The 14,246-nt window shown below is 40.2% G+C and carries 12 protein-coding genes and 1 pseudogene; 7 read left to right on the top strand and 6 right to left on the bottom strand.

Going from position 1 to position 14,246, the window contains the following annotated elements; translation table 11 throughout:
• Positions 1-813 (top strand): annotated as a pseudogene (locus tag CCY97_RS08310) (hypothetical protein); the annotation flags it as partial.
• Here CCY97_RS08310 and CCY97_RS07755 read toward each other — a convergent pair.
• Positions 810-1,364: a flavin reductase gene (locus CCY97_RS07755; RefSeq protein WP_112064898.1), complete on the bottom strand. Its 555-nt coding sequence runs from the start codon at positions 1,362-1,364 to the stop codon at positions 810-812. The pseudogene CCY97_RS08310 and the gene CCY97_RS07755 overlap by 4 nt on opposite strands.
• Positions 1,365-1,380: 16 nt before the next feature.
• On the bottom strand, positions 1,381-2,553 hold the full coding sequence (locus tag CCY97_RS07750) for a glycosyltransferase family 9 protein (RefSeq protein ID WP_112064897.1): 1,173 nt from the start codon (positions 2,551-2,553) through the stop codon (positions 1,381-1,383).
• A 366-nt stretch (positions 2,554-2,919) separates the two neighbouring features.
• Here CCY97_RS07750 and purD point away from each other — a divergent pair, with 366 nt between their 5' ends.
• From purD to CCY97_RS07725, 5 genes are read left to right on the top strand one after another with little or no spacing between them, the layout of a single operon-like run.
• Positions 2,920-4,203: a phosphoribosylamine--glycine ligase gene (gene purD, locus CCY97_RS07745; RefSeq protein ID WP_112064896.1), complete on the top strand. Its 1,284-nt coding sequence runs from the start codon at positions 2,920-2,922 to the stop codon at positions 4,201-4,203.
• Positions 4,203-4,664, top strand: a complete 462-nt coding sequence (locus CCY97_RS07740) for an RDD family protein (protein WP_112064895.1) — start codon at positions 4,203-4,205, stop codon at positions 4,662-4,664. Before purD ends, CCY97_RS07740 begins: the two co-directional genes overlap by 1 nt.
• A gap of 2 nt (positions 4,665-4,666) precedes the next feature.
• The gene (gene lptD, locus CCY97_RS07735) at positions 4,667-6,877 is read left to right on the top strand and encodes an LPS assembly protein LptD (protein WP_112064894.1); all 2,211 of its coding nucleotides are present in this window, start codon (positions 4,667-4,669) and stop codon (positions 6,875-6,877) included.
• Positions 6,878-6,887: 10 nt separating this feature from the next.
• The gene (locus CCY97_RS07730) at positions 6,888-7,577 is read left to right on the top strand and encodes a phosphoribosyltransferase family protein (protein WP_112064893.1); all 690 of its coding nucleotides are present in this window, start codon (positions 6,888-6,890) and stop codon (positions 7,575-7,577) included.
• A complete protein-coding gene (locus CCY97_RS07725) occupies positions 7,574-9,655 on the top strand; it encodes a polyribonucleotide nucleotidyltransferase (RefSeq protein WP_112064892.1) in 2,082 nt (693 codons plus the stop codon). Before CCY97_RS07730 ends, CCY97_RS07725 begins: the two co-directional genes overlap by 4 nt.
• Positions 9,656-9,709: 54 nt before the next feature.
• Here CCY97_RS07725 and dxr read toward each other — a convergent pair whose 3' ends face one another.
• Positions 9,710-10,849: a 1-deoxy-D-xylulose-5-phosphate reductoisomerase gene (gene dxr, locus CCY97_RS07720; RefSeq protein WP_112064891.1), complete on the bottom strand. Its 1,140-nt coding sequence runs from the start codon at positions 10,847-10,849 to the stop codon at positions 9,710-9,712.
• A gap of 7 nt (positions 10,850-10,856) precedes the next feature.
• Positions 10,857-11,648, bottom strand: coding sequence for a phosphatidate cytidylyltransferase (locus tag CCY97_RS07715; RefSeq protein WP_112064890.1), 792 nt, complete (start codon positions 11,646-11,648; stop codon positions 10,857-10,859).
• Between the two features lie 177 nt (positions 11,649-11,825).
• On the opposite strand from CCY97_RS07715, the gene CCY97_RS07710 reads away from it, so the two are divergent.
• Complete coding sequence (locus CCY97_RS07710; RefSeq protein ID WP_112064889.1) at positions 11,826-12,329, top strand: coiled-coil domain-containing protein; 504 nt, start codon at positions 11,826-11,828, stop codon at positions 12,327-12,329.
• Between the two features lie 109 nt (positions 12,330-12,438).
• Here the strand turns inward: CCY97_RS07710 and CCY97_RS07705 are convergent, their stop codons facing one another.
• Positions 12,439-13,215 carry an ABC transporter ATP-binding protein gene (locus CCY97_RS07705; protein WP_112064888.1) on the bottom strand — a complete coding sequence of 259 codons (777 nt, stop codon included), beginning with the start codon at positions 13,213-13,215 and terminating at the stop codon, positions 12,439-12,441.
• A gap of 1 nt (position 13,216) precedes the next feature.
• The gene (locus CCY97_RS07700; protein ID WP_112064900.1) at positions 13,217-13,477 is read right to left on the bottom strand and encodes an iron chelate uptake ABC transporter family permease subunit; all 261 of its coding nucleotides are present in this window, start codon (positions 13,475-13,477) and stop codon (positions 13,217-13,219) included.
• Between the last annotated feature and the right edge of the window lie 769 nt (positions 13,478-14,246).

The raw sequence follows: 14,246 nt of genomic DNA, 5'->3' as shown, positions 1-14,246 counted from the left end.
GATTGTGTGGAATTATGTCTCAAAGCCTTTGCAGATTCTAAAGCTCAAGGCAAGCAAGCAGAAATTGTGTGGTTTGATAATGATGTGTTTTATGAAAATATGACGTATGACAAGATATCGTTCACACGGTTTGAATACTTTTCCCAAGCCATTCCACGTCCTATCATAGATTCCCAAGAATGGTTTGAATTTGTCAGAGACAAAGAAATTGGATGGACTTTTGCGTGGTCTGGCATGATTGATTTTAGCTTCTTGCAAAAGATTGGTCTTTATTTTATCAATGGCTTAAACTATGCAGAAGATTTGGGGTTTGGGATCGTACTTTTTATGCGAGCAAGTTATATTGCAAGAGTTCAGAAAAAACTCTATGCCTATCGCGTAAGAGACAATAGCAATTCAAACTTTGAAAAAAGTGCATATATAAGTGTCGCTCCAGTTTTGTACGATTTACTCAAGGTTTTTGGTGATCCCTACCTCACAAGGAAATACCATCACCAAGAATGCGCTATTGCCATTACATTTTCTTTGATTGACGAACTAGAAAAATCCGAAGATGAGAAAACCAAAAAAATGGCAAGACATTTTTTGCGCGCTTGTTGCTTATGGTCTCTAAGTATCTTTTACTTTGACAAAGACCCGCATAATATCAAGCAAAAGCTTCCTAAGCTAAAGCCTTATGTTAAAGACTTGCATCTTGGCAGGCTTAATTGCTTAAAACATCTTGTGATTTCTTATCCAAAATTGGGATTTGTCTATGCATGGACTCAGAAGCTAAAGTATAAAGGAGGCAAAAAATGGCTTAAGAAGCTCTAGTTTTTGTACCCTCTGCCGCTTCTTCCTAGTGCTCTAAAATCAAAATCCAAGCTTTCTTTATAAAGTAAATCTTGTATATAAATTTCTTTTAGCTCCACAACAAGCGTGTCCGTAGCACTTTTAAAATCAAGCACATCATAAAATTCACAAAAAAATACAACTTCTATATCTGCTGGTGCTGGTGGATAGCCTGGATGCAAGATTTTGAGTTTTATACCAAATTCCGTGGCTTCACTGAGGGTACTTTGTAATTCTTTTGAGGATTCTTGTACGCTCTGCTGGTGTTTGAGGCTTGGAATACTTATGGTGAGTTTCTTGTGTGTCTTTGCGTTAATAAATGTATCTTTAAAGTCCCCATCACTTTTTTTCGTAAAACAAAGACTAAGAAGTGTAGGCTCTAGGCTTATGACATTAAAAAAGCTAAAAGGCGCGAGATTGATATTACCACTGGCATTCAGACTACTCACCCATGCAATTGGTCTTGGCACAAGAGAAAGGCTTATAAGCTTGAAATTCTTGAGTGGTGTCAATGGTGAAAGTGGGATTATCATAATGCTCCTTAGAATCCTAGCTTACAAGCATGGAATCTGCGATGAGTAAAACCTCTTGTGGTGTGATTTCTTTCATGCAGTTATGGTGTACAAGCGGACAAGTACGTTTTTTGCAAGGTGCGCAAGAGAGATGTTTACACAATATCGCGATGTTGCTTTCAACCACAAGGCTTTGCTTGCTTATAGATTCTCTATGGGAGCAGAAGTAATGCTTTGCAATCTTTTCATTCCAAGGGCAAGTCTCGCTTGTGTCAGTTGGACCAAAGATACTAATCATAGGAGTAGAACTTGCGGCTGCTATATGCATGGGGCCACTATCATTTGTGATAAATAAATGCAGTGCTGCAATAGAATCTACAAGCTGCGTAAGATTTGTTTTGTTTGTGAGATTTATGAAGTTTTTTTGCTGTGTGATGCTCATATGTCTCAACCCTTGGGTGATTTGCCAGCTCAGATTGCTATCTGTCCCAAAGAGATAGACATAATGCCCTTGATCTAAAAATGCTTCTATCACTGCAATAAAATACTCCTTCTGCCAGCATTTCGCACTCCCAAAAGCAGCTCCGGGATTTATCCCAATATGCTTATGCTGCTTGTCATCAATAAGTAAGCTCTGCGTGCTTTGTGGTAGCTTCAAAGGCAGTATGTGGGCAAAGAGACCAGGCTCTATAAAGTCTTGTATCAAAAATTCATATTTTTGCACTTGGTGCATGGAGTGAGAATCTTGAAGCTTTAGTGCATGGGTTAGCAAAGCACTTCTAGCATTTTTAGCAAATCCTACACGTATCTTTGATCCAGTGAAACACAAAAAGAGTGCGCCAAAAAAGCTGTTATTAAAGCTAAAGCTCAAGTCTGCCTTACCTATACTTTTAGCCAAGAGATAAGTAGCATAGATTCTATTGCGCTGCCAAAACTTCAGAGAGTAGAGGATATATGCCTTTATCTTAGCTATTACCCCAAGTCCTACAAGTTGCTTCTTAAAATGCCATCTCTGCGTTTTTGGATAGGTCTTGCTCTCATCGATAATGCAAGTAAGAGAATCTGCTTTGTAAATTTCACACGCCTTGCTTCCTACAAGGATAAAGCGCGCATCTGGATAAGTAACTCTAAGTTTTTGAATCGCGCAAGAAGTCATCACACAATCACCAAGCCAATTTGGCATACGCAATAAAATCGTGCTAACTTGCATAGACACCTACTTCTTAGCCCTAAAAATCTGTCCAAAGTTATAGATAAATATGTTTTAAAACTCTCTTAATCTCACTGCTTACAATAGCCAAATACACGCGCCTAATTGTTTTTTAAAACTTGTTTTTTTATAATCTGCGCAACCTGGATAGTACGATTTTCTCTTGTAAATACCGCGAGTCTGTTACTAAAGAAGTTATTGGGAAAGCGTAGCGTTTATATGTGCCGGTGTTTTCGTTCGTAGCTTGATAAAAGTGAGAATCCGCCGCCTTCAATAAACCTCCTCTCTCTGTTTGTTGCTTTTTTAGGCTTTGCTAATTTGTGAGTAACGGCTATCTGGGGTGTAACTAACCTACAAAGTCGGTATATGAAAAATCAACACAATATTCTTATTATCGGTAGTGGCGGACGCGAATACGCAATAGGCTTAGCACTCTCACAAGATCCCAGAGTACAAAAGCTGTATTTTGCTCCCGGAAATGGCGCCACACTCAACCTTGGTGAAAATCTCACATACACAAACAACAATGAGCTTTTAGCGCATTGCAAACAAAAATCTATCACACTTGTTGTCATTGGTCCTGAGGAACCACTCACAAAAGGTGTGAGCGATTTTTTAAACACACAGGGAATTGTGGTATTTGGTCCAAGCGCACAGGCGGCTAGATTAGAAGGCTCAAAGGCCTTTATGAAGGATTTTGCTATGAGACACAAAATCCCCACTGCACGCTACTTACAAAGTGATAATTTGCGTGAAATCACAGAATTTATCCACACGCTCCAAACGCCAATCGTCATAAAAGCCGACGGGTTGTGTGCAGGCAAAGGAGTGGTAATCTCCCAAAATAAAGACGAAGCTATAAATATCGCTCAAGATATGCTCAGTGGCAAATCCTTTGGTAATGCTGGCTTGCGAGTGATTGTGGAGGAATACTTAGATGGCTTTGAACTTTCAGTCTTTGCTTTGAGCAATGGAAAGGATTGTGTGATACTTAATCCCGCGCAAGACCATAAGCGATTGCTTGATGAAGACAAAGGACCAAATACTGGTGGTATGGGAGCTTACACACCTACACCAATGTGTGATACAAAACTTTTTATGCAAATCCAAGAAGATATTATCCTGCCTGCAATTAAAGGCATGGCACAGGAAGGAATGCCTTTTGTAGGAGTGCTTTTTGGCGGGATTATGGTTGTAAAAAAAGATGGGGTGTTAAAGCCTTATTTACTTGAGTTTAATGTCCGCTTTGGCGATCCGGAATGCGAGGTTCTTCTGCCTTGTTTAAAAACTCCTCTTTTAGACTTACTTTTAGTACAAACAGATATGCCAAAAAACATAGAGTTCCAAGATATTTATAGTGTCGGGGTCGTAGTGGCTTCCAAAGACTATCCTTACACAAACTCCAAGCCACAAAAAATCACAATCAAAGATTTTGATAAGAATCTTGGACATTTGGTGTATGCGGGCGTAAGTAAAAATGGCAAAGAATTATTTGCAAGTGGCGGTCGCGTGCTTATAAGCGTTGGATTAGGCACTAGCTTGCAAATTGCACAGCAAAATGCCTACAAGATTCTAGAATCTGTAAGCTTTGAAGGTATGCATTTCAGGAAAGACATTGCAGCGCGGGGATTGGCGTTTTTAGGACATTGATGGATACAAAGATAGAAAATCTCCTTGAGAGAGAAAACTTACATTTAGCAAGCTTGGGTGCCAGAAGCCTAGCGTATTGTTTTGATTTTTTTCTTGTATTTTTTGTGTTCTTATTTTTGTTCTGGGATTTTTTTGTGGCTTTTGGGGAATTGGGAGATTCTGTATTGGCAGCGCGTGAGTTTGCAACATCGTTTTTGCTGGAATATCTTGCTTGCACCCTTATCTATGAAGTGCTTTTTACTATGCTCTATGGAGCTACTTTGGGCAAGATTGTGTTAAAAATCCGTATCATCAGTATTGATTATGTCGATAATCCAAGTTTTAAAGGCGCACTTTTACGCGCGGCTTTGAAGTATTTGGGAAGCAATTTTTTTTATGTTACTTACATCATGGCTTTTGGAGATAAATACAAGCGGAGCTTACATGACAGAATCTCTAAGACCCTTGTCATAAGCTGCTAAGTATGGCGCGCTTTGTTCTTGTATCATTATGTTGCACAGCTTTCATCCTTGCAGATTCTGCTACAAACACCAAAAGCAGGATTTTTGAACTATCAGCAAATAGTGTGAGCACAAAAGATAATATTGTAATCGCTGAGGAGAATGCCTTTCTCTTGAGCGAGGATGTTTATATGTATGCAGACAAGATCACTTATGACAAAGAGAAAGAAAATGTGATATTGGAGGGAAATGTAAGAATCTATCGTGGCCAAAGTCTCTTTGTGGATGCCAAACGCGTAGATATAGATATGCGAACTAAGCACACCGTCCTCACACCCGCATATTTTCAAAACGAAAATGGAATCTGGGTATCTAGCAAAGAGATTGTAAATACAGACAAAGCCTATAGTTTCAACAAAGCCATAATTTCAGGCTGTGACATACAATTTCCTATTTGGCATTTGAATACTACCTCTGGGACTTATGATTCCCAAAGAGAATATGCAAGCGCGTGGAACTCTCGGCTTTATCTTGGAAGTTTGCCTATTTTCTATCTGCCTTATTTTCGATTCCCAACTTCTACAAAACGCAGTAGCGGGCTTTTGATACCAGAATTTGGCATCACAAGCAGAGATGGCTTTGCGTATATGCAGCCCCTTTACATTGCTCCCTTTAATCAATGGGATATTACACTTACTCCCCAGCATCGCTCTAATAGAGGCAATGGTGGGAACTATGAATTTCGTATAGCAGATGAACAAAATAATATCGCTCACTTAAGAACAGGGTATTTTGAGCAATACAAGCAATACATCAATACTTATGATTTACGCAATCGCTATATTTTTGGAATCGAGTTTGATTATATACGTCTAGGAGTGCTAGGAGGGCTTTTTAAAAACTACCAAGACAATTTCTATGCCTCTATTATTTATATGAATGATTTGGAATACAAGCGCTTACAGCGATTAAGCAATGCCTTTAATACTCGTCTTAACGCCTCTAGGGTGAATTATTATGGACAAAATGGAAACAATTATTTGGGCTTATATTTTAAATACTTCCTTGATCTCTCCCAGGTTGATAATACTAACACCATGCAGACTTTACCAAATCTCCAGCTGCACCATTACATTGATACTTTGTTTTTTGAAAATCTCTATTACAGCCTCGATGTACAAAGCAAAAATATCACAAGACAAGAGGGCTATACTTACTGGCAAAACTCCATCTCTGCTCCGCTTGGTCTGCAAACAAGCTTGTTCAAAGAATATTTAAGTGTCAATGCCAGGCTTGATTTATTTGCTAGCCAAATTTCTTTGGGCAATGCAGATTCCGTCTTAAATCCATTGCAATCTGCTCCTATAAAACGACAGATGACCTATGGAGCCGCAAACTATGCGATAGAACTCAATTCTGACATAGCAAAATCCTACAAACATTTCTTTCATACTATGCATTTAGAGGGAATCTATGATGAGCCTCTCTACCGCTATACTTCAGATGCACTCAACATACAAACATACAATGCTTATAGCGAGCTGGCCAAAAGTATGAGCTCAGCAAGTCTGCAGATGTATTGGAATCCAAATGATGTGCTAGATATGAGCATAGCCCAGCCAAAGCTTGACTTGAAATTTTCGACATATTTTTACAACACAAAAGGCAGAGAGCTTATGTTTTATCGTATATACCAACGTATTTTTACAGAAAATATGGAGCTCACACTCAAGCAATCTTTGCGACAGGAGTTAGGGGTCAATCTCATCGATGGCATCACATTAAGCGGCAATGTGTTTTATTCGCATAATATACACATGTTTGAGGAAGCCTCTGTGGCGATAGGCTTTAATAAATTTGGAATCTCCTCGCATATCAATTATTTTTTCAAGCTAGATTCCCAAGTGCTAAATAGTGGAATCTCCGACCCCCTAAACGCCAAAAATTCCTCATTCTTACGTGCGAGTTTGGGCTATGATTTTGGGTATTTCCAATTTAGCGGGAATGTAGGCTATGATATAGAAAACCGGTACTTTAAAGACTGGTATGTGATTCTCTCGCGTGATATTCGTTGCTTTGGAGTGTCTTTAAAATTTGCTACCGATGTAAGACCAATCCTTACCACAAGACCAGATAATCCAATCAATACAATCACTAACCAATACATAAAAGTTGAATTTCGCTTTGTCCCACTTGCAGGAATTGGCTTTACCCAACGCCTGCAAAGCCAATAAAGGAGTAAGAGTGCTAGCAGAACAAAGCCATATCAAGTTTCAAGACAGAGACGAAGCGCTCAATAAGCTTTTGGAAGTGATGTCTTTACGGCATTTGAATCTCGAAGAGAGCGTGTTTATCGCTACGAGTTTTGATGGACTGTATTTTGCAAACTCTTTGGCCCAAAAGCTCAAAGTGCGGCTCGATTATCTCTTCACCAAAACTATTTGCGCTCCGCTCAATCCCGAATGCCAGATTGCTATTGTGAGTGAGGAGCTTGATATTGTGATAAACGAGGAGCTTATCCATTCCTTTGGGATAAGCCTGGATTATGTGTATGGGGAAGCCAAACGTCAGTATGAGGAAGGCATCATCCCAAAGCGTTACAAATACCGCAAGGGCGAGCCGCTTTCTTTACTGAAAAACAAAGATGTGTTTTTGATAGACCAAGGCATTGAGACAGGGCTCACTGCATTATGTGGGATAAAGACCTGCGTGAATCTGCATGCTCGCAGTGTGCGCATAGCTGTGCCCATACTGCCTACAAGCTTGCGTATGATTCTAAACCAAGTATGTGATGAGGTGCTTTATGTAGAGATGATAGAGAATTTTGTCAATGTTGAGCATTATTACAAGCAGCTAGAACCCATACCAACAAAGCAGGTTGAGCAAATACTCGACCAATGTTTGCAAACCAACACAAAGGATATTGACCAATGAAAAATATAACCCTCACAACACAAAACATCACAGAAAGCTATGATTTCAGGGGATTTGCCCAAAGCGCGAATGGTTCTGTGCTCTATACTTGTGGCAAGAGCGTGCTGCTTGCTAGTGTATGCATACAAGATTCTAAACCCATAGAAGCGGACTTTGTGCCACTGAGTGTGCAATATCTCCACAAGTCCTATGCTGTGGCGAAATTCCCCGCTGGCTTCATCAAGCGCGAAGGGAAGCCAAGCGAATTTGAGATTCTCACTTCAAGGCTTATAGACAGGACATTGCGCCCACTTTTCCCGCAAGGTTTTTGCTACAACACCCATATCGTCGTGCAAACCCTCAGCTATGATGGAAGCGCTGACTTGGCACTTTGTGCGCTCAGAGCGGCAGCTAGTGCGCTATTTGTCTCAAATATCGGAATCAAAGATATGCAAAAAATGTGTGTAAGCGCAGTGAGGATTGCACGCATAAATGGGAAGTTTATTGTCAATCCAAATATGCAGCAAATAGAATCTAGCGAGCTAGATTTGCTAGTGAGTGGCAAGGGCGAAGAACTCTTGATGATTGAAATGAATACGATTGCACAAAACAATAGTGCAAACCTATTGAGCGAGAAACTTACATTAAAGGCGCTAGAGCTTGCAAAAGATTGCATTGCCAAAACTTGCAAGACCTTAGAGCATGCCTTTTTGCCTTACCAGAAACCAACGCTTAACTTAGAACTCAAAACTTATGAATGCAATGCGCTTGAGTTTTTATCCAAGCATTGTGAAGATTCTTTGAAGCAAGCCATCACCCAAGCTTCTAAAAGCGAACGTACAGACAGCTTTAATGCAATAATCGCGCTCTTAGTAGCACAAGGCTTTAGCGAGGATGATGCAAAAAGAAGTATAGGCATACAAAAGCGCAAAATCATGCGAGAGATGATTCTAGAAAATGGTATTCGCGCTGATGGGAGGGATTGTGATAGTGTCCGCAAGATTAGCATACGAACAAACCTCTTGCCCTGTGCGCATGGTAGTGCGCTTTTTACTCGTGGGCAAACACAAGTGCTTGCAGTATGTACATTAGGCTCAGAAAATGATGCACAACTCATAGAACCTCTTGGCCAAAATCCCCTAAGAGAAAAATTCCTCTTTCATTACAATTTCCCCTCTTTTAGCGTGGGGGAAACTGAGATGATAGGCTCGCCTAATAGACGCGAGCTAGGACATGGCAACCTTGCAAGAAAAGCATTAAAATCAAGCATACCCTCACAAACCCACACCATAAGACTGGTATCTGAAGTCTTAGAATCCAATGGCTCTAGCTCTATGGCAAGCGTCTGCGCTGGGAGCTTGGCCTTGCACGCAAGTGGCGTGCAGACTCAAGGTCTTATAGCAGGTGTGGCAATGGGACTAGTGAGTGATACAGACAGATACCGCATCCTTACAGATATCACAGGCTTAGAAGATCATGATGGGGATATGGACTTCAAAGTCGCGGGTAATGAAAATGGCATAAGTGCACTGCAAATGGACATAAAGATAGGAGGAATAACAAGTGAAATTCTCGCAGATGCGCTTGCCAAAGCCAAAAGCGCTCGAAAGAAAATCTTAAGAATCATGAAAAAATCTCTAGCAGATATGGAGCTAAACTATGATGTATTACCCAAGCTAGAAGTTTTCCAAATCCCTACACAGAAGATATTCCAAGTCATAGGACAAGGTGGCAAAACGATAAAGGGCATTATCGAACGCTTCCAAATAAACATAGACCTAGACAAAGAAAGCGGGGAGGTGCGCATCAATGGAAGCAAGTTTGATGCTGTACAAGAAGCAAAAGCATATATTTTAGAGCTTATCAAAGACCCAAATATGCCAAAAGTAGGCTTTGAATTTATAGGAAAGGTAAAACGCGTGCTTGACTTTGGGGCATTTATCGAGCTACCAAATGGTCTTGATGGATTGGTGCATATCAGCAAGGTTACAAAAGACAAAGACAAAAAAGCACAAGAATTTTTCAGCGAAGGCAGCAAAGTCAAATGTGTCGTTGTAGCGACAGGACAGAAAATAGAACTTGAACTCTTAGAAAGATAACTCCAACAAACTCTATCCAACAAAGTGTGCAAAAGCTTCTATAAGCTCTAGATTCTATGCTTCTTGGGTGCTGCTTATTGTTTGCTTACAAAACTCACGCACACGATGATCCAAAGCCTGTATGTCTTTGAGGCTTGCCAAATCATAGTCTTTGCTTTCATAGAAGCGCTCTATTGCAAAAAAGATAAGCTCTGCTATTTTCCCAAATGGAATCTGCTGGTGCAAAAAGGCATCGACTGCTATCTCATTGCTTGCATTGAGCACTATGCCAAGTTTTGGAGATTCTAAAAGCTGCTCCTTGAGATTCCAAAGTGGATAGCGCGAAGTATCGATATGAGAAAGTGTAAGGTTTGCAAGCGCACCTATCCCAACACAATCAATCAGATTATGCTCAGCAGCTTTTTGAGAATCAAGAGCATAGGCTATTGGGAGTTTCATATCAGCATTTGAGATATGCGCTAGGATTGAGCCATCATGAAATTCTGCAAGTGCGTGGATGAGAGATTTTTTTTCAATAAGAGCATCAATATTTTTGGTTTTAAAAAGCCAAAATGCTTCTAAGACCTCAAAAAGCTTATTGACCATTGTTGCGCTATCGATGGTTATCTTTTTGCCCATAGACCAATTTGGATGCGCCAAAGCAGCAGAAGGCAGGGCATCATACATATTTTCCAAAGGCATATCGCGCAATGCCCCGCCACTTGCGGTAAGAAAAAGCTGCTTGATATTCTTGCTCAAAGGTGCGTGTCTGAGCAAATACCATAATCCAAAATGCTCGCTATCAACTGGTACAAGTTCATAGTCCTCTAAGAGCCACCCAGCAACAACAAGACTTTCTTTATTAGCTAAGGCTAGTTTTTTTTTGTATCTTTGTGCCTGTAAGCTTGGAGCAAGTCCAGCATATCCGACCAAAGCATTGACGACAAGATGGCTTTCACTCTCTGCAATAAGCTCCAAAAGCCCGTTATCTCCCGTATAGAGCCTGATATTATGCTTTTTAAGGAACTGGCAATCAAGTCTAGCCTCATCTTTTGGGTCTGCTATACAAACATTTTTGGGAAGAAATTCTTTGATTTGGGAGTTAAGCAGTGTGATATTGCGCCCGGCACTAAGAGATTCTACATTTATGCAAAAGGTCCTGGCAACTTCAAGTGTATTAATACCAATAGAGCCTGTGCTGCCTAAGAGAATCATAAATTTCTTAGTTCAAATGCACAAATGAAAGCACAAAAAGCATAGCAATTGCGGCGAACAAAATAGCATCAAGCCTATCAAGCATACCGCCATGTCCAGGTAAAATCTTGCCACTATCTTTGAGATTAGCCTCGCGTTTGAGATAGCTTTCAAACAAGTCTCCAAACACCGCAGAGACTGACACTACAAACGCACACACAAACCCAAACAAGAAATTAGGAGTAAATCCTACATAAAATATACTTCCTACAATCACTCCGCATAATATGCCTATAATCACGCCTTCAACAGTCTTATTTGGCGAAGTGAGACAAAATGGCGTCCTGCCAAATGCTTTGCCACCAAAATATGCTCCTGTGTCCGTACAAGCTGCAACAAGAATAAGAGCTAAAAGCCCAAGTCTCTCAAAATCAACATACACAACCCAAATACACACAAATGGCAATGTAGGATAGATAAAAGGAAGGAGAGCTTTTGGAGATATTCTCTTGCTATATGCAAGATAAGAAGCATAGGCAATCAAAGCAGCAAGCACGCAATATAGAGGTTTAGCAACAAAATACACACCAAGCCAAATAAGGCCTGCTACGATATAGTAATGCAGAGCACTTCTCAGACCAAAAAGACCAAGACTTTCTTTTAAACTCAGTAAAAATAGCGCGCCCAAAACCCCCCAGACAAGAAACCTATCGTTGATAAGCAATATAAGTGCAAGCATACCGACAAACAAAATAGCTGTTATATAACGCTGTCTATTTGGGGAGCGAAAAACATCTTTGATTCTATGAAGAAATTGCACGAAGAATCCTTTATATAGACCTAAAAGCCGCGATTATAACAAAAATTTACTTGCGGTGTTTTGGCTCCAAATAGCCCAAGCTATCTGCCTAAAAACTCCCATTTTCTTGTCAAAAAGAAAAAGGGGCCTGGAGTTTTTAAGTATAATGGCCCCCAAATTTTTTTTTAGAGTTGGCAAATGGTTAGACAAGAAGCGAAGCTTAACGAAGGTTTTAAAGCACTGGTAAATGGGATTTTAGACAATGAAGAGGCAAACAAGAGGCTTGTGAATGCCTTTGTAGAAGTTGTCAATGATCGCGCTACCATAACGCGCCTAAATATTGATGATTTGAAATCCCGCGCGGTTAAAGACATCAAAAGCGAGTTTGTGACAAAGGACTTTGTGCGCGCAGAAATTGCAGATGCAAAAGAAGAATTACGCTCTGAGATTAGTGCGCTCAGAGACGAATTAAAGGCTGAAATTAGTGCACTCAGAGACGAGTTAAAGGCTGAGATTAATGCAGTCAGAGGCGAGATTAGTGCAGTCAGAGACGAGTTAAAGGCTGAGATTAATGCAGTCAGAGGCGAGATTAGTGCGCTCAGAGACGAAATGTATAAAACAAAAATAGAGTTGTTTAAGTGGGTAGTTGGCTTACAGCTCACTACGACCGGGCTGATAATCGCGGCTATGAAATTTTTATAGGTCGTGTCAATCCCGCGCTTTGCTTTGGCTAAGAGGCGAAAGTGAAACGACAAAAGACTGAGCTATTGCACTTTGTATGTGCGCGGTGCAAACGCGGCTAAGATAGGGCTCAGATTCTTAAAACATATTCCCTCTCCCGTGCTTTGCTTTGTATCTCCAAATCCACTTTATAGAGCTTGCTAAGATTTTCTGCAGTAAGCACCTTCTCACAATCCCCATAAATCGCATTGCTTGTGCGCATGCTCATATGCTCTAGCTTGTTCAGCAACAAGGCTTTGTGAGACAGATAAAGTGCATGGGCTGGAAAATGTGTATTAAATACAATCACACAGCCACCTTGACTTAATCCCTTCACACATTCAAGTATGATTTTTTGGTTAGCAAAGTCAAGATGCGACTCCACCTCATCAAGAAAGAGAATCTTTGGTTTTTTGACCAAAGCCCTGGCAAACACCACCATTTGCAATTCCCCACCACTAAGGCTTGCTATTTTTCTCTGTGCTAGGTGCTCTAAACCTAAATTACACAAAGCCTTATAGACAAGTTTTAGATGCTCATCTTTTGGCCTGAGTTTTACAAAGGGATTGCATCCAAGCATCACCATATCTACTACTTTTATATCAAAAACAACACCTCTGCTCTGCGCTACATACGAGATGCTTTCCCAAATGTTTTTGCAACTCTTCAGATTTTTGCCTACAAGCAGACTTTCTCCACTGCTCCACTGCAAGAGACCCATCATACACTTCATGAGTGTAGTCTTACCAGCGCCATTACATCCAAGAATACTAAGCACCTCTCCTTCATGCAGCTCTATATTGATATTGTGGAGAATCTTTTTGTCCTTTCTGGCAAAAGCTCCATTTCTCACAGCAAAGTAACCCATACTAATTCCTTGTATTCTTGCGCAAGATATAGATAAAAAACGGCGCACCAACCAAAGAAGTGAGTATGGATATAGGTATCTGCTCACTTGCAAGAGTACGAGAAAGAGAATCAATGACAACCAAAAACACTGCACCAAGAACAGTAGTAAGTGGTATAAGTCTTGTATTTTCACTGCCACAAAGCAAACGCGCAATGTGTGGTACCAACAATCCGACCCAACCAATTATCCCACATATACTCACAGCACACGCCACAATCATTGTGCTAGCGCATATCACCCAAGTACGTAAATACACCCCAACCTCCGCTTGACCCGCACAAGTGAGCAAAAAGTCTAGAATTGCCCAAGTGATTAAAAAGCCAAGAATTGGGAGTCCAGAATTGCCTGCCACGCCAAATTTGGATTGATTGCCAAGCCCACGCCAAGCCGATGGCGCGCCAATTCCAAGCCGATGCCACGCGAAATTTGAATGCGACGCCCGCGCCAAATTCAAAAAAAAAAAAAAAAAAAAAAAAAAAAAAAATTTCGCTCCCGAATCCACCCGTTCTTTTTTGCTTTGAAGTGAAAAATCTCGCCTTTTTGGACTTGATTTTGCTTTATTTGGTTTTTTGGTTGCTTTGATTCTTTTGTTTTTAGTTTTTTTTGTTCTTTGTTTGTATTTATTTATTGTTTCTTTTTTACACCTTATTGGAAATTTGTGTGTTTTTTTGAGAATAAGTGCTTTTTTTTTTTTTTATCCCTTATACAATTGGGAGTTCAAAGATTTTAGAAAATCTTTTTTTAAGGAGAAATCTTTGCAAGGGGAAATCTTTGGGAAAGGCAAGCTTCCCAAAGATTTTGTAGGGAAACTTGAAAGAATCTGAAGCTTTTACAAAGCTTCAGATTTGAGAAGTAAATTGCAAATAAAGGAGCTAAAAATGAAACATAAAAATTTAGGAATAGAAGTTGTTGGAGAGGAGTTGAAAATGCAAGTAGATTCTAAAATGAAAATAGATTCTAAAGTTGGAGTGAAAGGAGTAAAAGAAATG

The organism is Helicobacter sp. 10-6591, assembly GCF_003288805.1.
In the GTDB taxonomy this organism is placed as follows: Bacteria; Campylobacterota; Campylobacteria; order Campylobacterales; family Helicobacteraceae; genus Helicobacter_F.
The sequence above is the reverse complement of the archived record's forward strand: the minus strand, read 5'-3'. Positions and strand labels throughout refer to the sequence as shown.

Coding starts and splice junctions, on each gene's coding strand:
- CCY97_RS07755 (WP_112064898.1), bottom strand. CDS start 1,364: ATGATAATCCCACTTTCACCATTGACACCACTCAAGAATTTCAAGCTT.
- CCY97_RS07750 (WP_112064897.1), bottom strand. CDS start 2,553: ATGCAAGTTAGCACGATTTTATTGCGTATGCCAAATTGGCTTGGTGAT.
- purD (WP_112064896.1), top strand. CDS start 2,920: ATGAAAAATCAACACAATATTCTTATTATCGGTAGTGGCGGACGCGAA.
- CCY97_RS07740 (WP_112064895.1), top strand. CDS start 4,203: ATGGATACAAAGATAGAAAATCTCCTTGAGAGAGAAAACTTACATTTA.
- lptD (WP_112064894.1), top strand. CDS start 4,667: ATGGCGCGCTTTGTTCTTGTATCATTATGTTGCACAGCTTTCATCCTT.
- CCY97_RS07725 (WP_112064892.1), top strand. CDS start 7,574: ATGAAAAATATAACCCTCACAACACAAAACATCACAGAAAGCTATGAT.
- dxr (WP_112064891.1), bottom strand. CDS start 10,849: ATGATTCTCTTAGGCAGCACAGGCTCTATTGGTATTAATACACTTGAA.
- CCY97_RS07710 (WP_112064889.1), top strand. CDS start 11,826: ATGGTTAGACAAGAAGCGAAGCTTAACGAAGGTTTTAAAGCACTGGTA.
- CCY97_RS07705 (WP_112064888.1), bottom strand. CDS start 13,215: ATGGGTTACTTTGCTGTGAGAAATGGAGCTTTTGCCAGAAAGGACAAA.
- CCY97_RS07700 (WP_112064900.1), bottom strand. CDS start 13,477: ATGATTGTGGCGTGTGCTGTGAGTATATGTGGGATAATTGGTTGGGTC.